This is a genomic window from Kitasatospora sp. NPDC048286, from assembly GCF_043201735.1.
Taxonomy (GTDB): domain Bacteria; phylum Actinomycetota; class Actinomycetes; order Streptomycetales; family Streptomycetaceae; genus Kitasatospora.
Map to the genome: position 1 here is coordinate 13,624 of NZ_JBICZE010000019.1, position 24,277 is coordinate 37,900.

General features: G+C 72.8%; 18 protein-coding genes and 1 pseudogene. 10 read left to right on the forward strand and 9 right to left on the reverse strand.

The genetic code is table 11. The annotated features are described in order from the left end of the window. Positions 1 to 4: 4 nt before the first annotated feature. Positions 5 to 2,461, reverse strand: a complete 2,457-nt coding sequence (locus ACGF13_RS34585; RefSeq protein WP_392883024.1) for a trypsin-like peptidase domain-containing protein — start codon at positions 2,459 to 2,461, stop codon at positions 5 to 7. Between the two features lie 4 nt (positions 2,462 to 2,465). Further along, positions 2,466 to 2,675 carry a CU044_2847 family protein gene (locus ACGF13_RS34590; RefSeq protein WP_392883178.1) on the reverse strand — a complete coding sequence of 70 codons (210 nt, stop codon included), beginning with the start codon at positions 2,673 to 2,675 and terminating at the stop codon, positions 2,466 to 2,468. 292 nt (positions 2,676 to 2,967) lie between these two features. Between ACGF13_RS34590 and ACGF13_RS34595 the strand changes: the two are divergent. From ACGF13_RS34595 to ACGF13_RS34610, 4 genes and pseudogenes are all read left to right on the forward strand, one after another. After that, a pseudogene (locus ACGF13_RS34595) lies at positions 2,968 to 3,303 on the forward strand (DUF4913 domain-containing protein); the annotation flags it as partial. Between the two features lie 177 nt (positions 3,304 to 3,480). Further along, on the forward strand, positions 3,481 to 4,002 hold the full coding sequence (locus ACGF13_RS34600; RefSeq protein ID WP_392883180.1) for a SigE family RNA polymerase sigma factor: 522 nt from the start codon (positions 3,481 to 3,483) through the stop codon (positions 4,000 to 4,002). Then, positions 3,999 to 4,907 carry a hypothetical protein gene (locus ACGF13_RS34605; protein ID WP_392883026.1) on the forward strand — a complete coding sequence of 303 codons (909 nt, stop codon included), beginning with the start codon at positions 3,999 to 4,001 and terminating at the stop codon, positions 4,905 to 4,907. The genes ACGF13_RS34600 and ACGF13_RS34605 overlap by 4 nt, the downstream gene beginning before the upstream one ends. A 133-nt stretch (positions 4,908 to 5,040) precedes the next feature. Beyond that, on the forward strand, positions 5,041 to 5,943 hold the full coding sequence (locus ACGF13_RS34610) for a serine hydrolase (protein WP_392883029.1): 903 nt from the start codon (positions 5,041 to 5,043) through the stop codon (positions 5,941 to 5,943). 227 nt (positions 5,944 to 6,170) lie between these two features. Here ACGF13_RS34610 and ACGF13_RS34615 read toward each other — a convergent pair whose 3' ends face one another. After that, positions 6,171 to 7,421: an IS701 family transposase gene (locus ACGF13_RS34615; RefSeq protein WP_392883031.1), complete on the reverse strand. Its 1,251-nt coding sequence runs from the start codon at positions 7,419 to 7,421 to the stop codon at positions 6,171 to 6,173. Positions 7,422 to 8,212: 791 nt separating this feature from the next. On the opposite strand from ACGF13_RS34615, the gene ACGF13_RS34620 reads away from it, so the two are divergent. Next, a complete protein-coding gene (locus ACGF13_RS34620) occupies positions 8,213 to 8,446 on the forward strand; it encodes a hypothetical protein (protein WP_392883034.1) in 234 nt (77 codons plus the stop codon). Between the two features lie 803 nt (positions 8,447 to 9,249). Here ACGF13_RS34620 and ACGF13_RS34625 read toward each other — a convergent pair. Continuing rightward, positions 9,250 to 10,281, reverse strand: a complete 1,032-nt coding sequence (locus ACGF13_RS34625; RefSeq protein WP_392883036.1) for a PucR family transcriptional regulator — start codon at positions 10,279 to 10,281, stop codon at positions 9,250 to 9,252. Between the two features lie 117 nt (positions 10,282 to 10,398). On the opposite strand from ACGF13_RS34625, the gene ACGF13_RS34630 reads away from it, so the two are divergent. After that, on the forward strand, positions 10,399 to 11,313 hold the full coding sequence (locus tag ACGF13_RS34630; RefSeq protein ID WP_392883039.1) for an alpha/beta hydrolase: 915 nt from the start codon (positions 10,399 to 10,401) through the stop codon (positions 11,311 to 11,313). Between the two features lie 55 nt (positions 11,314 to 11,368). After that, entirely contained in the window at positions 11,369 to 12,610 is a 1,242-nt protein-coding gene (locus ACGF13_RS34635; RefSeq protein WP_392883041.1) for a serine hydrolase domain-containing protein, read from the forward strand. A 71-nt stretch (positions 12,611 to 12,681) separates the two neighbouring features. Here ACGF13_RS34635 and ACGF13_RS34640 read toward each other — a convergent pair whose 3' ends face one another. Further along, a complete protein-coding gene (locus ACGF13_RS34640) occupies positions 12,682 to 14,112 on the reverse strand; it encodes a hypothetical protein (RefSeq protein WP_392883044.1) in 1,431 nt (476 codons plus the stop codon). A 902-nt stretch (positions 14,113 to 15,014) separates the two neighbouring features. Between ACGF13_RS34640 and ACGF13_RS34645 the strand changes: the two genes are divergently transcribed. The 3 genes from ACGF13_RS34645 (at position 15,015) to ACGF13_RS34655 (ending at position 17,597) form a co-directional block, all read left to right on the forward strand. Then, on the forward strand, positions 15,015 to 15,338 hold the full coding sequence (locus ACGF13_RS34645) for a hypothetical protein (RefSeq protein ID WP_392883047.1): 324 nt from the start codon (positions 15,015 to 15,017) through the stop codon (positions 15,336 to 15,338). 285 nt (positions 15,339 to 15,623) lie between these two features. Further along, complete coding sequence (locus ACGF13_RS34650) at positions 15,624 to 16,301, forward strand: HAD family hydrolase (RefSeq protein WP_392883049.1); 678 nt, start codon at positions 15,624 to 15,626, stop codon at positions 16,299 to 16,301. A 111-nt stretch (positions 16,302 to 16,412) separates the two neighbouring features. Continuing rightward, positions 16,413 to 17,597, forward strand: a complete 1,185-nt coding sequence (locus ACGF13_RS34655; protein ID WP_392883051.1) for a MinD/ParA family protein — start codon at positions 16,413 to 16,415, stop codon at positions 17,595 to 17,597. Positions 17,598 to 17,734: 137 nt separating this feature from the next. Here the strand turns inward: ACGF13_RS34655 and ACGF13_RS34660 are convergent, their stop codons facing one another. The 4 genes from ACGF13_RS34660 to ACGF13_RS34675 form a co-directional block, all read right to left on the reverse strand. Beyond that, positions 17,735 to 18,217: a DUF6193 family natural product biosynthesis protein gene (locus tag ACGF13_RS34660; protein ID WP_392883053.1), complete on the reverse strand. Its 483-nt coding sequence runs from the start codon at positions 18,215 to 18,217 to the stop codon at positions 17,735 to 17,737. Continuing rightward, positions 18,166 to 19,440, reverse strand: coding sequence for a S8 family serine peptidase (locus ACGF13_RS34665; RefSeq protein WP_392883056.1), 1,275 nt, complete (start codon positions 19,438 to 19,440; stop codon positions 18,166 to 18,168). The genes ACGF13_RS34660 and ACGF13_RS34665 overlap by 52 nt, the downstream gene beginning before the upstream one ends. Then, entirely contained in the window at positions 19,437 to 22,847 is a 3,411-nt protein-coding gene (locus ACGF13_RS34670; RefSeq protein WP_392883059.1) for a right-handed parallel beta-helix repeat-containing protein, read from the reverse strand. The genes ACGF13_RS34665 and ACGF13_RS34670 overlap by 4 nt, the downstream gene beginning before the upstream one ends. Before the next feature lie 79 nt (positions 22,848 to 22,926). After that, entirely contained in the window at positions 22,927 to 24,261 is a 1,335-nt protein-coding gene (locus ACGF13_RS34675) for a hypothetical protein (RefSeq protein WP_392883062.1), read from the reverse strand. Between the last annotated feature and the right edge of the window lie 16 nt (positions 24,262 to 24,277).

Here is a 24,277-nt window from a genome sequence, read left to right on the forward strand (position 1 = left end):
GCAGTCACATGATCCGCCGGACAGGGCCAATCGATAGGGTGGCGGTGGTCTTGCCGGTGACCACGTCCCACAACCGCACCGTGGTGTTGCTACTGGTAGCCAGGGTGTGTCCGTCCGGACTGAACACCACCGAATTCACGGGACCGGTGTGGCCGGTGAGGCGATAGCGCAGGGGCAGGCGCGCGCCGTCGCGGAGGGCGGCGGCGGCCTCCACGGTGGGGCTGGTGCGGTAGGCGGCCACCGCGAGGAGGGCGGCGAGCTCGGGGTCCGTACTGATCAGGGAGGCGGACTGCGCGGCAAGCTGCCGGGACTGCGCGACATGCTGGGCGGTGATCGCTGTCTGCCGCTGCCAGAACGCCACCCCCGAGGCGATCAGGGCGAGGGCGAGAGCGGCGGCCAGGACCGTGTTGAGGCGCCGACTGCGCCGGGCGGCGGCCTGCTGGCGGTCGCGTCCGGCTTTCAGGAAGTCGTCGAGGCCGCCGGGCAGTCTGCGGCGGCCCGACCAGTCGGTGCCCTCCGCGAGGAGGGTTCCGGAGGGCAGGTCCTGGGGGTCGCGGCGTTCCTGCCAGCGGGCGTGCTGGGCGCGGGCGCGGTGGAGCCAGTCGTGGAAGCGCAGGTCCTGTTCGACCCATCCGCGCAGGGTGTCCCAGTCGCGGATGAGCGCGTCGTGGACCAGCTCGGCCACCGCGGTCCCCTCCGGTCCGTCCGGCCGCGCGTCCTCGCGTATCCGGTCGGTGGTGACGATGCGGTGCCGGGAGAGCACAGCCAGGACCTCGTCGACGGCCCGCAGCGCGCCGGGCGCGGCATCGTCGGCGGCCAGCTCGCGCAGCTCGCCGAGCTGGAGCTGCTGGCGCACCGCCGGGACGTTTAGGGACTCGTCGGCGGGCCGTACCAGGGCTGTCAGTATCCTGCGGGCGATGTGCCGCTGCTGGGTGGTGAGTTCGCGCAGGGCGGTGTCGCACCAGTCGGCGAGGGCGCCGGTGACGGCGCCGATGCGGCGGTAGGCGTCGTGGGTGAGGCGGCCGTCGTGCTCCAGGCGGCGTTCCCACAGCCGGGTGAGGGCGACTTCGAGCAGTGGCAGGACGGTGACGGGGGCCTCGGAGGTGCCGGCGGTGCGGGGGTGCAGGGCCAGGACGTCGGCGATGATCCGCTCCGCGAGGCCCGGGTCGAACTGCGTGTCCAGGTCGCGGGCGGGGCCGGTGACGATCGCGTCCAGGTCCGCGGCGGTGAGGGTGGCGGGGATGTTGAGGACGCCCCTCGCCTGCAGCGCGGCGTCCAGCAGTTCCGGGGCAAGCGCGGACAGGCGGGAGTAGAAGTCGTCGCGCATCACGAGGACCACGCTGACAGCCGCGTCGGAGCGGATCACGGCGGCGATCCGGGCGAGCGCCTGGAGGTCCTGGGGCCCGGCGGAGGAGGCGAGGAGTTCCTCGAACTGATCGACGATCAGCACGACACGGGGTTCAGCGGCTGCATCGGCCACGCCGCCGAAGGCGTCCGCCCCGCCGGTGACGTCCGCCCCGACGCCTTCGGCCGCGGCCCCGGGCAGGCCCGCCCGCGCGAGGGCGGCCGGCAGGTCCGAGCCCGGCCGCACGACCACGGGCAGCCAGCGGTCACTGCCCGGCAGCCGCCCCGCGGCCAGCGCCGGCAGCACCCCCGCCTGGACCAGGGAGGACTTCCCCGAACCGGACGGGCCGAGGAGCAGCACCACCCGCCGCCCGCCCGCCAGGACCGCCAGAACCTGGCGCACCGCCTCTTCGCGGCCCCGGAACCAGCGGGCGTGCTCGGCGGTGAAGGGTTCCAGCGCGCGGTAGGGCGACACATCGCCCTCTCCGAGGGCGGGCCACGCCTCCCGCAGCACCGCGGTCGGGGTGACGTAGGCGATGCCCAGGCCCCGGTCGTGGCCGTCCGGCGCGGTGATCGCGGTGAGCATCCCCACCACCAGGCCGGTGACCTCGTCCAGCACCGGCCCGCCGCTGAACCCCTGCGTCAGGTCGTTGGCGTCGGTCAGTTGCAGCAGCTCACCCGCGCTGTCGGCGGCCGGCAGCAGATCGGCCGCCGTGGCGAACCCGAAGTGCCCGCCCGGCGGAGCCTGCACGGGGAACCCGAACGAGCGCACCCGGTGCCCGCGGCAGCCCGCCGCCGACCCCAGCGACAACGGCGCCACCCCCGCCGCGCGCTCCAGCCGCACCAGCGCGACGTCCTGCTCGTACGGCTCGCGCCACGCGGCCTCCAGCACCCGGCCGGTGACCGTCGGGGCACCGGGCGCGTGCGGGAAGACCAGCGTCACCGCCGCACCGGGTCCGTAGCCGCCGTCCGCCAGGACGTGCGCGCACGTCACTACCAGGTCCTCGGCGACCAGGAAGCCCGCACCCACCACCAGCCCGGCCCCGTCGCGGACCTGCGCGACGGCCGCCGGCACGCCACCGGCCGCTCCGCCCCGCACCACCGGCTCTACGGCCATCCGATCAGGCCGTCGGCTCGTCGTTGGCCACGGGAGCGTCGTCTGCGGGAGCATCGGCCTCGTCCCTGCGCCACACCATGCGCACCGTCAGATGGCAGTTGGCCGAGGTCTTGGTGATCACCACCCCGGCCTCCGTGGCGAGATCGACCCCGAACTCCACCTCCACCTCGGCCGGCCCCGCATCCCGCAACCGCCGCAGCACCGTGCGCGCCATGTCGGTCACCGGCTCCAGCGCCGACCCAGACTCGCCGGAAGATCCCGGACCGCGTCACCGACCCGGCCCGCCTTCACCGGCCCGGCCGCCCCATCCACCGCCTCGACGAGAATCGAACCCCCGCCTTCCAACGGCACCCGCGCCAACTGCCCCATGTCGCCCCTCCCTTACCGCCGCCCCCCGGCGGCCACACTCACACCGTACTCGCGTCGGCACTGAGCGAAGGCGTGAACTCCCCGAACGGGCAAGGCTGTTCGGGGAGTTCACCAACCGGCCGCACGAGCACCACACCGTGGGCGGCGCCCAGTACGCCACCGAACTGGCCGAGCTCCCCTTCTGGGTCACCCACATCCTGCTGCCCGTCCACGGCCGGGAGATCGGCTCCACCCGCCCGTGGTGCGCGAAGTGGCACGAGCACCCGGACGCCGTCGCCCGCCTCCACACCTTGTGGCCGGCCTGGCAACAGCTCACCACCGCCGAGGCCGGCCACGCGGGCCCCTCCACGTGGCACCGCGACCACCTGGACCACACCCTGCTCCGACTGCGTGCGCCGGACGGCCCGTTCGCGGTGTGCACCACCAGCCCGTCCCGGCCCGCCCACCGCTCGGTCAGCGGTGCGGGCACGTAGGCGGCCACGTGCGTGCCGTCAACGAGGCCCCGCGAGACCCCGCACCCGAGATAACGCTTGGGTCACGACCGAAGATCGCGTGCAGCAGCCGCGAGCCGGGCTTCGTCAGGTTGGGCGGGGGAGCCAAGGGGGCTTCGGGAAAGGCGAAGATGCTCAAGAGTCGCGAGCCGGGTGACCATGCGAACCGCTGACGTCCCTGCCTTCACGGCATTCGTGCATGCGCGGTCGTCGGCCCTCTTCAGGACCGCGCTGCTGCTCACCGGCGAGCGTCATGTGGCCGACGATCTGATGCAGTCCACGCTGGAACAGGTCTGTCGACACTGGCGCCGGGTTCGCTCCGCCGACTCACCGGAGGCCTACGCACGCCGGATCCTGGTGAATCTCGCCAACGACCGCTGGCGCAAGCTGCGCGGACGTGCGGAAGTGCCCCTGGACGACGGCATCGGGGCCGGGTACGTCGATCCGTACAAGGGCCTCGTGGTCCGCGACCAGCTGATGCGCGAGCTGCAGTCCCTGCCGATCGGCATGCGCACCGTACTGGTGCTGCGGTACTTCGAGGATCTCGACGACACGGAGATCGGCCACTTGATGAACATCTCGGCAAGCTCGGTCCGGTCTCAGGCGGCCCGGGGCCTGTCGAAACTCCGGTCGACCGTCGACGCACAGGTACTCCACACACGTTCGGGAGGGACGGTATGAAGGACTACGATCTGGAGGAGGAGCTGGCCGCAGCCATGCTCGACCGTTCACGGCAGGAACCGCCGGGCAGCTACGACGTCGATGACCTCATCGGGTCGGTACGGCGGCGCCGCCGGCGCCTGCGGACCGGTGCGGCGGCGGCCGTGGTGATCCTGGCCCTGGGCGCCGGCTTCGTGTCACAAACGGATCATGACCGCGCCTCGCTGCCCGCCCAGGCGTCGACCGCGTCGAGTACCGACACGCCTCCTTCACCCGCATCCACCAAGCCGTCCTCGCCCACGGCATCGGCACCGGCCTCCCCCGCCGGCCCGGCCCGGACCACGGCCGCCCTGTTCCTCTCCGCCCTGCGCTACCAGAATCCGGCCACCCGCTCCGAGGTGGATCCGGCAGAGGTGGCAGCGCTGTTCGCCGACAAGTCCACGTACCAACGGATCTGGGGCACTGACTCCCACGGTGTGACCTGCGGCGCCTTGGTCGACGGCGTGCTGGTGTCGGGTGAGGTCCTGCTGTACCAGGGGACCGAGCGGCTCGACCGGACTCCCTCCCTGAGCTTCGACAGGGCCACGGGGAAGGTGACCGACCTGACCTGCGTAACGACCCCCGGGGACACCAAGGGGGACGACCCCACGGTTTCCGGCTTCTACGGCGGGCTGGTGGCGGCCGCCAAGTCCGGTGACTCCACGGCGATGGCGAAGCTCGGGAAACAGTTCGTGACCGAAACCCTTCGCTCCGAGCAAGGCCCGACCGCCGGCATCTGCTCCTTCACCAGCCCCCCTTTCTGGCTCGCCGACGACCCCTCGTCCGCGACCCTCACCCACGGATGGACCGTGAACCTCGGCGGCCCGCACACCTTCCCGATCGAGATCGACGAGAACGCGAAGATCGCCGGCTCCTGCGGCGGGTGAGCCGCACCAGCCTCCGCTGAGGCGGACGACACCGGACCCGGCGCGCACGGCGGCGTGTCCGGCAACCCTTCCACGCCCTGACAGGGCCCCAGGTGATATCCGCATGCCCGGACATCGGAAAGCGAGTGCCCATATGAAGCATCGAACAGCCTTCGTCATACCCGTGCTGGTGGGCGCCGCCCTGGTGGCTCGCGTCCTGATCCCGGCCTCGGGAGCGACCGAGGGCACCCCTCCCGACCCGCTGTCGACGTCGACCGCTTCAGCGCCAGGCACGCTTTCCGGGCCAGAACTCGCCGTCGTGAGTACGACAACGCCGGAGCAGGCCGTGCGCCTCGCGCTCGACGGGCTCGGGGCGCACCACGGCCGGTACGCCCTCGCCGTCGAGGACCTCACCTCGGGCCGCTCGGCCGCCTACGGTTCGACCACCGAGGCCTTCATCTCCGCGAGCATCGTCAAAGTCGACATCCTGGCCGCCCTGCTGCTGCAGGCACAGGACCGCGGAGGCCAGCTCAGCCCTGCTCAGCGACAGCTGGCCTCCGACATGATCCGCTTCAGCGACAACGACGCGGCGCAGAAACTCTGGATCGACATCGGCAGACGCCAGGGCCTGGACGCGGCCAACGCCCGACTCGGCCTCACCCCGGCACACGCTGGTCAAAAGGGGCCCTGGGGACTGACCCGGACCACCGCCCGCGACCAAATCTCCCTCCTGAAGGCCATGTTCACGCAGGACTCCCCCTTGAACGCCGCGTCCCGGTCGTACGTGCGGGCCCTCATGCGCGCCGTGACCGCCGGGCAGAACTGGGGCGTCGGCGCGGCAGGAACGCCCGGTGACCTGCCCGTGCTCAAGAACGGCTGGCTTCCTGACGGGGCATCTCAGCTGTGGGTCGTCAACAGCATGGGCATCGTCGAACGTGCGGGACACACGCTGCTCGTCGTCGTACTCACCGACGATCAACCCACGCGGGAGGCCGGCATCGCGCTCATCGAACAGACCGCGGCGACCGCGGTCGGGGCACTGGTGCGCACTCCCTGAAGACCCTCACTCGATTCCTGTGCCGCCGGTGCGCCGGCGGCCGCAGCCCCCCTCGGAGCTGCTGTGGGCCCGGTTCGGCGGTGCGCTGTCGGTCGCGGCGGTGGCCGTCCCCCTAGTAGGGCTTGGTCAGGTCTGTTTTCGCGTGGGTATGTCGCGGTGGCAGGTGGGGCAGGCGCCGACCCAGGTCGCCAGGAGGAGCTGGAGCTCGCGGACGACTTGGTAGAGGCTCAGGCCGGCCCCACATCTTTTGGGGCGGTGGCCAGTCGGCGCAGGGTGCAGAAAGCGTGGGCGAGGGAGACGAGCGTGACGTGGTGGTGCCAGCCGGTGAACGTGCAGCCCTCGAAGTGGGCCAGGCCGAGGGCCTGTTTCATCTCCCGGTAGTCGTGCTCGATCCGCCAGCGGAGCTTGGCCAGTCGGACCAGGGTGGTCAGCGCGGTGTCGGCGGGCAGGTTCGAGAGCCAGAACTGGACCGGCTCGGCTTCCTTGGCGGGCCATTCGGCCAGCAGCCAGCACTCGGCCAGTTCCACTCCCTCGGTGGCATCGCGGATCTCGCGTCCGGCAGGGCGGATCCGCAGCGCCACGAAGCGCGAGTACATCCGCTTGAAGCCGGTCTTCGTCCTGCCGGGGCGCGACCCCTCCCAGCACGACACCGGCCTGGCCGCTTTTGGCCCGGCAGCGATGACCAGGTCCTTCACGCTGCGGGCCTTGTCCGGGTACTTCGCCACCGGCGGCCGGCCGGTGCCGCTGTAGGCGGGCGTGACGGGCCGGGCTTCGGCGGGGTGCGCGGTCGGCGTGGTGGAGATCCCCAACACGTAGTGCAGGCCGCGTTGCTGGAGGCCGAGGCGGAAGGCCGCGGCATCGCCGTATCCGGCGTCGGCGATGGCGAGCGGGACGTGGACACCCCAGCACCGGGTCTCGTCGATCATGTCCAGGGCCAGCTGCCACTTCTCCACGTGGCCCAGGCCTGCGGGGATGCCGCACCGGTCGCGGCGGGCGACCTTGTCCGGGTCCGCCTTCGCCGATTCGGGGTCCCAGGACGAGGGGAGGAACAATCGCCAGTTGACCGGTGCCGAGGCGTGGTCACGGGCCAGGTGGAGCGAGACGCCCACCTGGCAGTTGGTGACCTTGCCCGCGGTTCCGGTGTACTGCCGCGACACACACGCCGACGCGTCGCCGTCCTTGAGGAACCCCGTGTCGTCGATGATCAGCACGGTCGGATCGATGGCCTCCTGCATCCTCCAGGACAAGCGGGCCCGGACATGCGCCGGATCCCAGGGGCTCGTCGTGACGAAGTGCGCGAGAGCCTGCCGGTTTCCGTCCTCTCCGAGCCGTGCGGCCATCGGCTCCACCGACTTCCGCTTGCCGTCCAGGAGCAGCCCACGCACATACGCCTGCCCCCAACGCCGCTGGTCAGCACGCGTGAACGCTTCGAACAACTCCGCCGTGAACGCCTCCAGGTCCTCCCGGACCTCGGCCATCTCCCCAGGTGTCACACCTCAACAACGCGCCACCTACTCCCCAGGACACGCCACCGTCGCGCCGACCTGACCAAGCCCTACTAGAGTTGGAGGCGCTTCCAGTGCACCCGGAAACGCCACAGGCCCGCAGCCCGCCATCCTCCCCCCGATGGCGGGCCGCAGTCACTCCTACCGTCGCCCGCCCCGCCGCACCGGAACCGCAATCGCGGCAAAGCCGGTACCCAGCAGAGTCATTGCCGCTGCATCGAGCTGCGGATGCCTCACGAGGATGACGACCATCACGCCGGCCGCCAGAGCCGATCGAGTCAACTCGATCACCTCAGCCGGCGTCCAACCTCCCCCGGACGGCGCGCTACCCCGCCGCCGCTGAATCTCTCCCACAGAGCACCCTTCTCTCGCTATCGAGTGATGGGCGGCGCCGCTCCCCCACCAGTCTGGCAGTGAGCCAAGGTCCGGAAGACACCCAAAGTGGGTGCCAATCGAGGTTCCAAGATCATCAGAGGAACCCACCCCTAGATTCAGATCAGACAGCAGCGCCTGGAGCTTTGAAATCAAAGGCAGATCGCGGAAAATTCCTTCTGGTAAGTTTAAATTCCAGCCCGATGCCCATGCTTACGATCCCCAAATCAAGAGACGATCTTCGATTCAAAAGTAATAATTTATATGGTTCGGGGGGTTAGGCATGCACGCCCCCCATCAGCGATGACGACCGTGATCGCGTCCGCCGCCTGCGCACCGACGGCTTGTCCCGCAACGCGATCGCTGCCGGGATCGGGCGCAGCAGTTCGGCCGTGTCGAAGATCGCAGCGGAGGAGGAGGTGGCGTTCGCCGGGGGTGCCCGGGTAGCGTCGGTTACTGCGGCCCGGCAGGAGGACCTCGCGGCCCTGCGGCGGGATCTGACGGCGCGGTTGCACCTGCGGGCCACGGCCAACCTCTACCGGGTCGAGGCTGACGCGTACGTGCGGGTCGAGCTGCTGCCGACCGGTGACACGGTCGAGGTGGTGTCCGATCACCCGCCCGCGTAGGACGAGCGCCACCACTCGCAGGCCATCGGCGGCTATCTGACCAGTGCACCGCGACTCGCCGAGATCGACGCCGGCACGTCCGGGCATGAAGTGCGGTCAATGCTTACCGACTTGGCGAAGGGCCTGCGGGCCGCCTTCGCCGACGAGGACGAGGGGGGGGTCGCTGGCAGTTGCTCGCCGAGCTCATGCCCGGCGGCCGGCTGCTGTCGGACGAGTCGGGCGTCGCCGACGATTGGCTCGGATGAGTCCTGTGCTAGGTCGACCCCGAGAGGCCGCGCGCGTCGCCGCCGAACTCGACCGCCGCTACCCCATCGATCCGCCGCCGGCCGCCACCGGCCGCCACCGGCCGCGGCGTCGGGGCGCAGCCCGCAACCGCGAAGTGGTCCAGGAGGTCGCCCGCAGTTGCTCACGCGCAGCTTGAGTAACCACCGTGCGGGTTCTCTAAATCGAAGCCGTCGCCACCCTGTATGTCCGACGGTTGGGCGCCCGGTCCTTGGCACAGAGCGTCCTCCTCAGCGCCACCTGTGCTGCGTCAGAGCTCGTTAGTCCAGGTAGATGCCGGCGAAGGTGCCGTCGAAGCCAAGGGCCACCCGGGCGGCGTCGGTGTCGGGGTGGTGGGTCCAAGTCGGGTTGGCGATCATCGCGTCGAAGTCCTTGCGGGTGATCTCCGGCTCCAGCCGCTCGTTTTCTGTGGCAAGTTCGAGCGTGTTGTGCTTGGCATGATGTTCACGGAGGCAGGGCTTAAACCTCCCCTCCCCTTCTGCTCGTTGGCCCCCAACGAGCGGGCGCGGGTGTCTCCAGGGTCAGTCGCCGAGGAGCCGCCAGGCGGTGAGGGCGAGCTTGGCCCGGGTCAGGCCGGTGGGGTCGGTGAGATCAATTCCCAGGGTCTTGGCGATCTGGTCGAGTCTGCGGGCGACGCTGCTGTGGTGCAGGTGGAGCAGCTCTGCGGCGCGGCGCAGGGAGCCGCTGGCGCAGTAGGTGTCCAGGGTGTCCAGGCTCTCCGGGCTGTCGGCGATCCGGGCGATGGCGGCGATGTCGGCGTTGTCGCGCAAGCTCTCCGGCGGCACCTCTGCGAGCAGCGCCAGTGCACCCAAGTCGCTGTATTGGACGGCTGGTTCGCGCCCGGTGGTGAAGCGCAGAGCAGTTCTGGCCTGCCGCCAGGACCGGTCGGGGCTCCCAGGCATGCCGAGGCCCGCGCGGACTCCGGCAGGCAGCCCGGCCAACTCCACGGTGGTGGCCAGGATGACGCCCACGTCGGCGAGCGGTGCCGCCTTCACCGGGTGTGCCGGGCAAATCAGCAGCCCAATTCGGTCGAGCGGCAGCGGTGAGCGCACAGCAACCACGCTGAGCGGCCCAGGGGCGAAGCCCAGCAGCCGCAGCGCCCGTGCTCTGGCGGCCTCGTCGCTGTCGGCGCTGATGGCGAGCTCGACCAGCGCCGGGTCGGCCATGGTGGTGCGGGCCGGGCCGTACCGTTCGACGGCCGCCGCGGCGGCGATGGCGAGCCGGTCGAGGAGGACGTCGTCCAACGAGCCCGGCGGGCCGAGGCGTTCCAGCCACACCGTGCCGACCTCCTCCTCGTCGAGGGTGATCGGCACGGCACTGGACGCGGGTGCCGGCGGGCCGGACGCCTCCGTCCCGTGGGGTGAGACGCGGGTGCTCTCGCCCGTGCCGTGCAGCCGGATCCCGGCGACGCACTCGGCCAGGCCCGCCGAGGCCCGCGCGAGCGCGGGCAGGTCGACCCGGCGGCGCATCAGCGTGTCGTAGAACGTGACGATGCGGATCGCCCCGTCGACGTACGGATCGAGCCCCGACAGCCGTACGGCCAGTGCCTCCATGCCAGCAGGATAGAAGGACCGTTACGGTGGCAGGTGCGCCGATCGGCGCACGATCGGCACGGGACGCGCGACAGTTGGCGGCTGACCCGCGCGGAGGCGGTCGCCAGGATGGTCGTCATGGATCCCGAACTCGAGGCGTTCATCCCGCTGTTCCCCCGAACCGACCTGGCCGACCCGGTCGCCGCCCGCGGCAGGTTCTCCGAACTGGCCGCCGCAGTACCGGCACCAGACACCACGGACCTGGACGTCGAGGACCGTACGGTTCCCGCCGACCCGGCCGTGCCGGTACGGATCTACCGGCCGCGCCGGGCCCACCCGGTGAAGCGCGGCCAGGCCGCCCTAATCTGGCTGCACGGCGGCGGGTTCGTCATAGGCGATCTGGACACCGAGCATCCCTGGGCCACCCTGATCGCGAACGGCTCCGGCGTGACGGTGATCTCGGTGGGCTACCGGCTGGCCCCCGAGCACCCGTTCCCGGCCGCTCTGGACGACGCCTACGCCGTCCTGCGCTGGACGGCCGAGCATGCGGCCGCCCTCGGCATCGACCCGGAGCGGATCGCCGTCGGCGGCCACAGCGCCGGGGGCGGGCTCGCGGCCGCCGTGACGCTGCGGGCGCGGGACGAGCGGGGGCCGGCGATCCGTTTCCAACTGCTCAACCAGCCCGGGCTCGACGACCGGCAGGAGACCTGGTCGGCCCGGAACTTCACCGACACGCCCTGGTTCAACCGCAACAAGTCCGCCGCGTCCTGGCGGCACTACCTGGGCGGCCGGCCGGCCACGCCGCACGCGGCCCCGGCCCGGGCCGAGGACCTGTCCGGTCTGCCGCCGGCCTACATCGCCACCGCCGAACTGTGTCCCAACCGCGACGAGAATCTCGGCTACGCGCTCCGGCTGCTGCAGGCGGGCGTGTCCGTCGAACTGCACCAGTGGCCGGGCACCTTCCACGGCTCGCAGGCGATCGTGTCCGCCGAGATCTCCCAGCGGCAGAACGCCGAACTCGGCGCCGCCCTGCGCCGCGCCCTGGCCGGTTGAGCCGGGCGTCCCGTCCCGACCTTCAACACCTTCAACCCACGAGAGGGAGAACGTCATGAAGACCCGACTCGCCCTGGCCGCGAGCGCGGCCGCGCTCTGTATCTGCGCGGGCACCGTGGCAGCGGCGCCCACACCCGAGGCAGGCGCCGCCCAGTCGACCGGTCTCGACACCGAGAAGCTCCAGGCTGCCCTGGACGCGGTCCACCAGGCGGGCGTTCCGGGGGTGTTCGCGGAGGTCCGCGACGCGGACGGGACCTGGCGCGGCGCCTCCGGCGTCGCGGACCTCGACACCGGCCGGCCCGTCCGGCCCGGCATGCGCCAGCGCGTCGGCAGCGTCACCAAGACCTTCACCGCCGCCGCGATCATGCAGCAGGTCGAGCAGGGCCGGATCCGGCTGGACGCGCCGATCGGCGACTACCTGCCGCACCTCGTACCGGGCGACCGCGGCCGGAATATCACGGTGCGGATGCTGCTCAACCACACCAGCGGCATCGCCGACTACATCCCCTACGCGTTCCCGTCCATGGTGAAGTACCCGCACGTGCCGGAGATGTCGCCGCAGAGCATCGACGACAACCGGTTCCGGCACTTCGAACCGGCCGAGCTGATCAGGCTCGGGCTCGACGCGCCGCCCGCCACCGAACCCGGCGCTGCCAAGGGCGTGTACTCCAACACCAACTACCTTCTGCTCGGGGAGCTCCTGGAGCATGTGAGCGGCGTCCCGGCCCAGGAGTACATCACTCGCAACGTCATCGAACGCGCCGGCCTGCGCCACACCGGGTTCCCGACCACGCCGTACATCGAGGGACCGCACCCGCGGATGTACGAGTCCTTCTTCGGGAAGATCGACCCGCCGCGCGACTACAGCGTCTACGACGGCTCCTGGGTGGGCGTGTCGGCCGGACTGGTGTCGACCATGGCCGACCTCGACCGCTTCTTCGCCCAAGTGCTCGACGGCAGGATCGTCAGCCCGTCGTCCCTGACGGAAATGCAGCGCACCGGCCCGGTCGTGGACCTGGACGGCTCCACGATCCAGTTCGGCCTCGGCCTGGTCAAGGTCGACGTCGGCTGTGGCACCTTCTGGGGCAAGGACGGCTCGGCCTGGGGCGCCGGGACGATCTCCCTGATCCGGGCCGACGGCAGGCGCCAGATGTCCGTCGCGATCAACCTCCAGCGGTGGAACAAGCCGGACGCCTCCGGCCGGCTCCAGCCCCACCCCATCGACGGCGCGCTCACGGCCCTGTACCGGCAGGCGATGTGCGGCGGCGGCGCCACGGACGCCGAGGACGCCTCGTAGGTCCGGGTTCCATCTCCCGCCCGCTCGTTGGAGGCCAACGAGCGGGCGGGAGTCGTTCCTGGCCGTGTGCCTTACTCCCGATTGTGGAACGGCAGCACGACGCCCCCGGGCTGCTGCTGTTCGCGCAACTGGTGGTTCTCGACTTCCAGGACGTGGATGATTCTGGCGTACTGGCCGACGAGTTCGGAGAGCTGGTCCCGGGCGGAATGGGCCCTCTTGAGTTTCCGCTTGAGGGCGGTGTTCTCCTCCTGCAGCCGGTCCGCGATCTTCGGGCGGCGGTCCTGGGCCTTGACCAGCGCATAGAACAGGTCCTTCAGGCCGGTGTGCTTGTGGGTGAGCTTGTTGCGTCTCAGCCCGGCCTCGACGGCCAGGGACTTAACCGTCAACTGGCCGCCGGAGTGCAGCGGGAGGCCGATCAGGAGGCGGACCATCACCTGTGCGATCTGCTGGATCTCCTGCGTGTCTTCCGGGTTGAGCGATCCCGCGCTGGCGGTGCTGTGGGCGGCCACAATGTCGACGACAGCGGCGATATCCGCCGTGTCGAAGACGGCGGGCCGGGCTGACGCCTGGGTCTCGGTCACGGCTGGCTCTCCGGTGCCGGGAATGGTCGGGTGGCAGTGACGTGGTGATCGACCGCGATCTGTTCGAGTTCGGCTCATCGCTGCCGGAGTCGTTGGCGGATGGGCAGGGGCGTCAGGTCTGCGGCGAGTTCCTCGTCGATGCGGCTGATCTCCTCGCGGATCCGGTGAACGTGGCTGTCGGTGCGGGAGATGTTCGCGCATCCTATCTGGCAGCGGTTGTGGCTCGGCGTGGCCTGGGACCTCTTGCCGGTGCCGTGCCGGTCGGCAGCGCAAAGCGCTTTCGCTGGATCGTAGTTGCAGGCCAGGAGGGCCTGGTCGTGGTCGAAGACCTGCAGGCCAGGGTCGGCCAGCAGTGCCTTGTGCTGACGCGCGGTGAAGAAGCCGCCCGCGTAGGTGGTCTGGAAGTCGGCGGCTGACCCCGTCGAGCGGGTTCTCCGGGTAGAGGCCGAGGCGGTGGGCGTCGAGCAGGATCGACTTGAGCTTGTCGAAGGCGTTGGCCTGGGTGGCCAGGCCGACGCCGTTGCACTCCATGGTCCGGATGAAGGCATCGACGACCTTGTGGTCGAAGGTGGCCATCCGGCGGCTGTGGAAGGCGGGGTAGAGGTGGTGCTGCAGCAGGGAGTCGAGGTGCCTCAGCGACGCCGGAGCGAGCGCGCGCTGGCCGGCCTTCCACTCCTCGGTGTACGTGCCGAAGTTCATCGCGCCGTACTTGCGGTTGCGCTCGGCCTTGCTCTGGCTCCAGGGGTTCTCGCGCTTCGCCCGGTAGATCTCGGTGAGCCGGTCGATCGCCTTGTCCTGGGTGGCGAAGCCGGACTCCTCGGTCTGCCTCCCGGCGGCGTTGCGGAAGCGGATCTTGTAGTCGTGCGGGCACTTCGACCACCGCGCCTGCGGGTGCTCGCAGGTCTTGAAGAAGGTGCCCATGCCGCGGGCCAGGGTCCTCGGGGCCATCGTGTGCGGTCTCCATCCCGTCCGATGCTGACGTTCTGCTGACCCCCGACACGGCGCCAGGGTGACGCCATGGCGAACGCCCCGACGACAGCAGCACCCTCAGTCGAGGCACTGGACACCCTCGTCAAGCGTGCCTGCGAACCGCCGACCGGCACATCTCGGGCGAAGTAACTGCGCTGGGTCGCCGGTGAGCTGCGCACCGCCCTGGAACGGGGCGCGATCGTGCCCACAGCCGCCGACTCACTCGCCCTACTCTTCGCGCCGGACACCCTCGCCGGCTACCTCGGAGCCGCCGAGCGAGGCCTGCTGCGGCGCAAGCCCGCCGCACGACCGGGCCAGGCCTCGCCCGCCTCCATGCGCGTCCGCAAGGACTGCCTCCGTATCCTCGGCGCCCGAGCCGGCATCACCGTCACGCTCCCGGACCGCAACCCGCCACAGGTCGAGCTCCGGCCTGTGGTCGCCGCCCGCCCGCGCAGCATCCTGCTCGACCACCTGGAACACTCAGCCCACCCCGGCCGGTCCGAGTCCCGCAGCCGGATCCTCGCGATCACCGGCACCGTGCTGGACACCGGCTGCCGCGCCGGAGAACTCTGCGCCCTGCGCAGGAACGACCTCGATCTGCACAGCGGTACGATCCGCCTCACCCTCCTCCCCCAGCACCGCAACCCATGTACCACGCCCGCCACATCGACGGTCAGCCTGTCCGGCCCCACCCGGGCCGCGATGCGCCACTGGCTCACCGTCCGTCCTGCTCACCGAGGACCACTGACGCCCCGCCCCGGACCGGGAGTCGGGCCGGCGCGGGCCCCGCTCGCAGGCGGCCGACCGCCGGGAAAGCGGGCGACAGTACGAGGGACCGTCAGTACCCTCACGGCATGGACGATCAGGACCAGTACGACCGGTACCGCGCGGACTCGAAGGTGCTGGCGGCCATCGGGGCGCGCCTGGACACCCAGTACCCCACACTCACGGTGCGCCTGCCCAAGGACCTGGCGCGCGCCGCGGTCGCGGCCTGGGACCGCGACGAGCTGGGGGACGTCGGCGAGGAGACCCACGAGCAGTACGCCCTGCGGGGCGACGCCGGGGAACTGGCGCTGATCGGCCTGGCGATCTCCGAACGCGGCCGGGAGGAAGGCGACGAGGTCGTCGTGGACCTTCACATCGACAGCATCGGCCTGGCCGTGCAGGCCTCCCGGTAGCGGCGACGGCGGCGCAAGCAAACGCCTTGATGATCATCGATGGCCTGGGGCCCGTCTTGTCGATCAGCTCGGATCAGGCCGCGGCTCCCCGGCCGAAGGCTGGGGGCGGAGCCACTGCGGTGGGGGCACCTCCCGGCCGAAGGCTGGGGGCGGAGCCACTGCGGTGGGGGCACCTCCCGGCCGGAGGCTGGGGGCCGTTGGCGACCGACGACAACGCGGCGAGGTGCGTGCCCCAACGCCGCGGACCCGGGAATGATCGGCAAGACGGGCCCTAGGGTGACCGCCATGCCCATATCCATCGAGCTGGTGATCTTCGACTGCGACGGCGTCCTCCTCGACAGCGAGCGCCTGGCGGTGAAGATCGACGCCCGGGTGACCGCCGCGGTCGGCTGGCCGCTGTCCGAGGCCGAGATCGTGGAGCGCTTCGTCGGACGCAGCCACGCCTACATGAGCGCCGAGGTCCAGGCGCACGCGAGCGTACCGCTGGAGCCCGGCTGGGAGCAGGCGTTCCAGCACCTGTTCGACGAGGCGTTCGCCACCGAACTGGTCCCCGTGGACGGCGTCGTGCGGGCACTGGAGGTGCTGGCGGAAGCGGGGATGCGTGACTGCGTCGCCTCCTCCAGCAGCCACGAGCGGCTGCGCCGCACCCTGGGGCAGACCGGGTTGCCGGCGCGTTTCGAGGGGCGGATCTTCGGCGCGGAGGACGTCGCGCACGGCAAGCCCGCGCCGGACCTGTTCCTGCACGCCACCGCCACCATGGGCGTCGCACCCGAGGCCTGCCTGGTGGTCGAGGACAGCAAGTACGGAATCGCCGCCGCCCGCGCGGCCGGCATGCGCTCGCTCGGCTTCCACGGCGGCCTCACCCCCGCCCACTGGCTGACCGGTCCCGGCGCCCGCACCTTCGACGTCATGCGCGACCTGCCCGCCCTGGTCGCGACCGCGAACGGACTCCCGCTGCCCTGACCGCCCCGCCGCGTCCGGCGGTGAACGGTGCCGCCCTCCCGGGCCGTTGTGCCAGGTGGGGGATCACGTACGGCACCGGCGGGGTGCCGGCGTGGCGACAGGAGGCGGAACGTGGCGGCGGACCACATGGTCATCGAGCAGGTGCGGCGGCTGGGGCACGGCCCGGAACGGGACCTCTCCCCCGACTACGGGCTCCTTCCCCCGGCCCCGCCCGCCGAGCCCGACTGGCGACGGCCCCTGGACTCCCTGGGCACGGTGCTCATCCCCCCGCAGGCCAGGCCCGCGTCCGCCGCGCCCGCCCTCCTGGCGCCGCCTCCCCCGTCGTACGCCCCACCGCTACCGGCCCCCGTGCCGGTGCCGCTGCCGCTGCCCGTCGCCGCCACGCCGGCACCCGGTGCGCCCACGGCACCGACCGTTGCCGCCTCGCTGTCGCCCGTTACCACCGGCCGGCGCCCCCGGCTGCTGGCCGCCGGGCTGGGCCTGGGCCGAGGCGAGCAGCGCGAGCGGGAACGGCTGGCGGCCGTCATCCGCACCCCGCTGCACCGCTCCTTCCGGATCGCGGTCATCGGCCTCAAGGGCGGCGTCGGCAAGACCTCCGCGACGCTCGGGCTCGGCTCCGTCCTCGCCGAGACCCGGTCCGACAAGGTCGTCGCCGTCGACGCCAACCCGGACACCGGCACCCTGAGCCGGCGCATCCGCCGCGAGAGCCCGGCGACCGTCCAGGACCTGCTCGCGGCCGCGCCCTCGATCACCGGCTACATGGACATCCGCCGCTTCACCTCGCTGACCCCCAGCGGGCTGGAGGTCCTGGCCAACGACGCCGACCCCACCGTCGCCGACGCCTTCGACGGCGAGGACTACCGGCGGCTGGTCGAGCTGCTCAGCCGCCAGTACCCGATCGTCCTCGCCGACTGCGGCACCGGCCTGCTGCACGGCTCCATGGGCGCGGTGCTCGACCTCGCCGACCAGCTCGTCATCACCGCCACCACCAGCGTCGACGGCGCCAGCGGCGCCGACACCACCCTGGACTGGCTGTGCGCCAACGGCTACCAGGAGCTGGCGCGGCGCAGCGTCACCCTGATCTCCGGCGTACGGGCCAAGAGCCGGGCGATCAACGCGGACGACCTGGTCGCCCACTTCGGACAGCGCTCCCGCGCCGCCCTCGTGCTGCCCTTCGACGAACACCTCGCCCTCGGCGGCACGTTCGACCCCACCAGGCTCCACCAGCGCACCCGCCGCGCCTACCTCGACCTCGCCGCCCTCGTCGCCGAGGGCATCCGCCCGGCCGGCGCCTGACCGCGCACGGCCGCAACCCCGAGGCGGCACGGACCCCGGCGGCACGGCGGTACGAGCCGGATCCGGCCCGGGGCGGTGTCCTGGAGATCAAGAGCGCAGGCGCCTCGTGTGGCCGCCGGTACCGCTCGGACGACGCTTCAACGCGTCGGCCCGATCCCCTCCGGCAGGACGTCCACCACGAAGGCGACGGCCTCCTCCGGCGTCTCGAAGCGCGCGAGCAACTCGCCCCGGTCCCGTACCCCGTAGCGCCCCTCGTCGTGCGGCCAGATCATGGGCCCGACCCGTGTCACACTCCGCTGCCCCGTGGCACCGGTGACGAACCAGAGGTCGAAGTGGCTGGTCACCGGCATCAGTCGACGGAGCACCGGCTGGTCGTACGCCGCCCGCCCAACAGCGCGTGCACGCGCGGGAAACGGTTCATCGGCGGCAGGTGACTCGGGCACGCCGGGCAAGGTCGGCGACTGCCGGATCGGCGTCAGCGTCCACGCGGTCTCCGACGCCGCTTCCTGCCCGTTGTCCTGAGGCCTGTTCCTGCCCGGGCCCTGGGACGGACGCCCGCTGCGCCCCGTCAGACCTGCCAGCGGCCCGGGCGCCAGGCGCGGCGCCGGGCGGCGGTGCACAGCAGGGCGAGGCCGAGGGTGAGGGTGACGGTGGTCAGGACGGCGACGGCCACGGTGGCCGCCTCGCCGGGGGCGGGGTCGGGGGGCGGGGGTACCAGGAGGGTGGCCTGCGGGGCAGGGAGGGTGGCGGCGGTGGCGGGCGGGGTGGCGGTGAGGGCGGCGAGGGGGTCGACGGTGCCGTAGCCCAGACGGGGGTCGGGCAGGGCGGTACCGGGATGGTAGGCGGTGGCTTCGAGGCGCTCGCGCAGGTGGGCCGGGTCGAGGTCGGGCCGGTGGCCGAGGAGCAGGGCAGCGGTGCCGGCGACGACGGCGGTGGCGAAGCTGGGGCCGCTGCCGGTGAAGTAGCCCTTGCCGGCGGGGCCGGTGCTCATCATGGCCTCGCCCGGGGCGGTGAGGTCGACCCGGGCACCGGCGGCTCCCGGGCCGGCACCACCGCCGGGGCCGATGCCGACGCTGGTGCCCGAGGCCGTCCCTGTCCCTGCCCCCGTCCCCGAGGCCGTCCCCGTCGCCGCCGCGCCGCCGCCCGGGGCCAGGGCGGCGACGGTGAGGACCTGGGGCGGGGCGGAGGGCAGGGTGGCGCCGCCCTGGTCGGGGGTGGCGGGGGCGACGACCAGCACGCCCTTGGTCTCGGCCTGGCGCAGCGCATCGTCGAGGGTGCTGTCGCCCGCGGGCAGGGGCAGGGCGGAGGCGATGATCCGGGCGCCGGCGTCGGCGGCGTCGCGGATGCCCTTGGCGAGCAGGGCGGGGGTGGTGTTGCCGGTGTCGTCGGTGACGGCGACGGCGAGGATCCGCGCTTCGGGGGCGAGGCCGGCGAAGCCGGTGCCGTCCTGGTGGCGGGCGGCGATCAGTCCGGCGAGGAAGGTCCCGTGGCCGACGCAGTCGCGGGTGGAGTCGCCGGTGCCGTACTCGCGCGGGCCGGGCAGCAGGCGTTCGCCCAGGACCCCGGAGGCGGGGTCGACGCCGGAGCCGACGACGGCGACGGTCACCCCGGCGCCGCGGCTGAGCGGCCAGGCGGCTTCGGGGCGCAGGAAGGCCTGGGCCCAGGGGGTGCGGTCGGTGCCCTTGTCGGAGGCTTTGAGGCAGTCGCCGGCGCGGGCGGCCGGGCGGCTCTGGCCGATGACGGGAAGCGCCGACGGGTCGCCGCCCGCCGCCGAAGCGGGCAGGGCCCCGGTGCCGAGGGTGCACAGGGCGGCGGCGAGGGCAACGGTCCGGCGGGCGTTCACACCGCGCTCCCCTGGAGCAGGGCGGGGACGTCCTGGGGCAGCAGCAGGCTCAGTTCGGACACGTCGCCGACCTCCAGGCGGGCCAGGCGCCCGGCCTGACGGGTCATCATCGCCTCCAGGGTCTGCCGGGCGAAGCGACCGTTGCCGAAGTTGCGGTCCCGGGGGACGGCCTCGCACAGCCGCGCCAGCGCGGTGAGGGTCTCGGGGGCGCAGAGGTAGCCGGCCTCCTCGGCCTGGCGGCTGACGATGGTGACGAGTTCGTCGGCGCTGTAGTGGTCGAAGGCGATCTGCTGGGGGAAGCGCGAGGCGAGGCCGGGGTTGGAGGCGAGGAAGGACCGCATCTCCTCCTGGTAGCCGGCGACGATCACCACCACCTCGTCGCGGTGGTCCTCCATCAGCTTCATCAGGGTGTCGACGGCTTCCTGGCCGAAGTCCCCGGAGGCGGCGCCGCCGCGCGGAGTGAGGGTGTAGGCCTCGTCGACGAACAGCACGCCGCCGCGGGCGCGTTCGAAGGCTTCCTTGGTGAGCTGAGCGGTGTGGCCGATGTAGCGCCCGACCAGGTCGGCGCGGGCGGTCTCGACGAGCTGGCCGGTGGGCAGGACGCCGAGTTCGGCGAGCAGGGCGCCGTAGAGGCGGGCGACGGTGGTCTTGCCGGTGCCGGGCGGGCCGGCGAAGACGAGGTGGTGGCTGATCCGGGCGGCGGGCAGGCCGGCCTCCTCGCGGCGGCGGGCCTGGGTGATCAGGTTGACCAGGTTCTCGACCTGTTCCTTGGCGGCGCTCAAGCCCACCATCGCGCGCAGCCGCTCCAGGAGTTCGCCGCGGCCGTCCGTACCGGGGCCGGGGCCGTTGGCGCGGACGGCTTCGGCGCCGAGGTCCTCGGGCAGCAGCAGCGGCAGGTCGGCGTCGGTGACCTCGGCCAGGGCGGCGAGCCGGGAGGCCTGGCGGTCGACCATCTCCTCGAAGACCTTGCGGGCCGCGCGGCCGTTGCCGAAGTCGGCGCCCTTGGGCATACGGGTGAAGTGCGTCGCGAGCGCCTCGACGGTGGCCTCGGCGAGTTCGAAGCCGTGGGCGGCGGCGGCCCGTTCGACGATGGTGACCAGTTCCTGCGGCGAGTAGTTGCGGAACTCCACGGTACGGCTGAACCGGGAGGCCAGGCCCGGGTTGGAGGAGAGGAACTCGCGCATCTCCTCGGAGTAGCCGGCGACGATCACCACGATGTCGTCGCGGTGGTCCTCCATCAGCTTGACCAGGGTGTCGATCGCCTCCCGGCCGAAGTCCGGACCGGTGCCGCCGGATCCGGCGGACAGGGTGTACGCCTCGTCGACGAACAGCACGCCGCCGAGAGCCTCGTTGAACACCTCGGTGGTCTTGATGGCGGTGCCGCCGACGATGGAGGCGACCAGGTCGGCGCGGGCCACCTCGGTCAGGTGTCCGCTGCGCAGCACCCCGAGTTCGGCCAGGATGCCGCCGTAGAGGCGGGCGACGGTGGTCTTCCCGGTGCCGGGCGGCCCGGCGAAGATCAGGTGCCGGCCCATCGGGAGGGCGGGCATCCCGGCGAGTTCGCGCCGCCGGGCCAGCTTGTTGAGGTTGACCAGGGTGGCGACCTGTTCCTTGACGCCCTCCAGACCCACCAGGGCCTGCAGGGCGGCCTGCGGGCCCTCGGGCTCGGGTGGCGGCGCCTGGGTGACGGCGGGCTGCGCCCCGGTGGGGTCCGGGTCGTCGGAGGCGGGCGGGGTGGCGGCGGGGCGGGTGCCGGGGGTGGCGGCCGCGCCGGGGTGGGCGGCGGCGCTGCCGTGGCTGTCGGCGTGGGCGTTGTCGCGGCTGGTCAGGTCCTGGACGGCCAGGCGGGTGCTGGGCCTGGTCTGGCGCAGTCCGGAGCCGCGGTTGCCGGTGACGGTGCAGCCGGTGACGCGCACCGGTTCCTCGGAGTCCACGCGCAGTCCGTCGTGGGCGTTCTCGGTGAGTTCGCAGCCGGTCAGCGCGGCCCGGGCGCCGGGGGCGAGCAGGACGCCGTGGCGGCGGTTGCCGTGGACGCGGGTGCGGGCGGCGGTGACTTCGCCGCCGTCCTCGACCAGCAGGCCGTCGCCGCCGCAGTCGGCGATGTCGCAGTCGCGCAGCGAGGCGACGCCGCCGGGGCCGATCTCGACGCCGTTGACCGCCGCCCCGGCGCCGGTGGCGGCGCCGCGCACGGTGGTGCCGCCGATCTGGGTGTTGCCGCCGTCGGCGACCCGCAGGGCGGCCCGCCCGCCCGTGCCCAGCACGCAGGACTCCAGGCGGCCGCGGCCCTCGCGCAGCACCTCCACACCGTGGCCGCCGACCTCGGCGACGTCCACGCGGCGCAGCAGCGGGTTGGCGCCGTCGCGTACCAGGACGCCGGTGCCGGCGGCGCCGCGCACCTCCAGGCGGTCGAACTCGGCGGCGCTCTCGCCGGTGAGTTCGACGGCGTCGCCGGCGCCGTCGGTGACGGTGGTACGGGTCAGGACCGGGCCGGCGGACTCGTCGACGAGGATGCCGGTGCCCTGGGCGTCGGCGACCGCGCACTCCTCGAAACGGCCCCGGGAGCGGGTGGTGACGTGGATGCCGTGGCCCTTGGTGCGGGTGGTGCGGCAGCGGCGCACCAGGGGGTCGGTGCCGCCGGCCAGGACCAGCCCGTGGCCCCGGGTGCTCTCCAGGGTGCAGTCCTCCAGCAGGACCTGGGCGGCGGAGCTGAGGTAGACGCCGATGGCGACGTCGCGCACGGTGGTGCGCAGCACCCGGGTTGTGCTGTGCTCCTCCAGGGCGATACCGGGCTTGTCGGTGGCGGAGATCTCGCAGTCCTCGATGGAGCCGCGGCCCTCGCCGTTGGCGCACACGCCGTTGCCGCGCGCGTCGCGCAGGACGCAGTTGCGCACGACGGGGTTGGCGTTCTCGCCGATCACCACGGCGGAGCTGCCGAGGTGTTCGATGACGCAGTCCTCGATGACGCTGGTGCCGGTGGAGGTCTCGACGATGCCGGCGCCGGCGGGGTTGACGACCCGGCAGCCACGCATGGCCAGGGAGCCCTGGCCACGGGTGAGCACGGCGGTCCAGGAGTTGCCGGCGACCTCGCAGTCCTGGAGGGCGGCCTGGCCACGCGGGACGTCGACGGTGGGCAGCTCCTCGTCCTGGCCCTGCAGGACCAGGCCGGTGAGCTGAACGGCCTCGGCGACGACCTGGACGACGGCGCCGCGGCGCGGGGAGAGGCGCACGCTGCCGCGGGCCTCCTCGGCGGTGATGGTCACCATCTTGGTGATGACCAGGTTCTCGTCGTAGCGGCCCGGGCGGACGCTGATCACCGCTCCGCTGCGGGCCGCCTCCAGGGCGGCGCCGATCGTCCGGTAGCCGCCCTCGCCGGGCTGCGCGCCGACCGTCAGCACATGGCGGGTCATGGGCCGTTCTCCTCCGTCGTTCGTGGCTGTGGTGCCGGTGGTGCGGGTGTCGGTGATGCTGCTGTGCCGCGGGGCCGGGTCAGCCGGTGCAGTCGGCGCGGACGGCGGAGGCGGCGTGGTGGGCGTAGGTCTTGGTGCTGTCGCCCACCCAGTCCTGGCCTCGGCTGTGCATCACCACGGCGATCCGGCCGCCGCTGAGCGGGTAGGTGCCCGCCGAGACCCACTGGCCCCGGGAGGAGACCTGGTTGACGGTGAAGGACTGGCCCTGGACGGTGTAGTAGGTGGGGGCGCCGCCGACGGCCTTGATGTCGCCGTTGTTCGGGACGTAGACCGACAGGCGGCAGCTGCCGGTGCTGAGCGAGCCGGTGTCGAAGGTCCACACCACCGAGTTGCTGCTGTCGTCCTTGTTGGCGGCGCCGGACATCGGCATGGAGACGAAGCCGCCCCCGCAGCCGTCGCCGCTGTAGCCGCCGGAGTTGTTGCGCCAGCCCTTCTGCCCGTCGTCGAACCAGCCGTTGCGCTGCATGGAGGTGGATCCGCCGCAGCCCGGGCCGGCGACGGCGTGGTAGGTGGGCGCGGGGGGCGGGGCGGGCTGGCTCGGCTTGGCCGGGGGCGGGGCCGGCTGCTGGGGCTGGGTCTGCGGTGCGCCGCCGCCCTGCCCGGCGCCCTGGCCCGCGCCCTGTCCCGCGCCCTGGCCGCTGCCCTGTCCGGTGTTCTGCCCGCCACCCTGGCCACCGCCCTGGGATGCGGCGGGCGCGCCGCCGACGGCGTGACTGGTGGTCGAGGCGCCCGGGCCGGAGCCCTGGTCGGCGCCGATGCCGGGCAGCACGGCTCCGGCGGCCGCGGCAGCCGGCACCACGGCGCCCTCGCCGGGCTGGGCACCGGCCGGCTGGCCGGGCTGGCCGCCTTCCCCGGGCTGGCCGGGCTGCAGCGGCTGGTCGCCAGGCGGGTTCCCGGGCGCGTCGGCGCCGGGGACGTAGCCGTTGCCGCCGCCGTCCGGCTGGGAGAAGCCGGCGGGCGGCGGCCCGTCGGCGCCGGGGGTGCCGGGGCCGTCCCCGCCGAAGCCCGCGATGCCCAGCGGCACCCCGACCAGCACCAGGCCGGCGATCACCGCGGCGGCCACCATCGGCTTGGGGATACGCCGTTGGGCGCCCTCCTCCTCGGCCGCGGCGGCCGGCGCGGGCGCGGCACTGACCCCGGGCCGGGCCTGCCCGGCGGCCTCCACCGCCGTTGCACCGCTCTCCTCGACCGCGGGCACCGCCCCGGCGGCGCCCACCCCGGCCGCTCCCACGACCCCGGCTCCCGCGACCGCGGCTGCGCCGGTCACGGCGGCTGCGGCGCCCGGTTCCCGGGCCTCGACGGCCGGCTCCGGCACCTCCCAGGCCACCGCGGGCAGCTGAATGCCCCCGCCCAAGGCCCCGCTGCCCCGC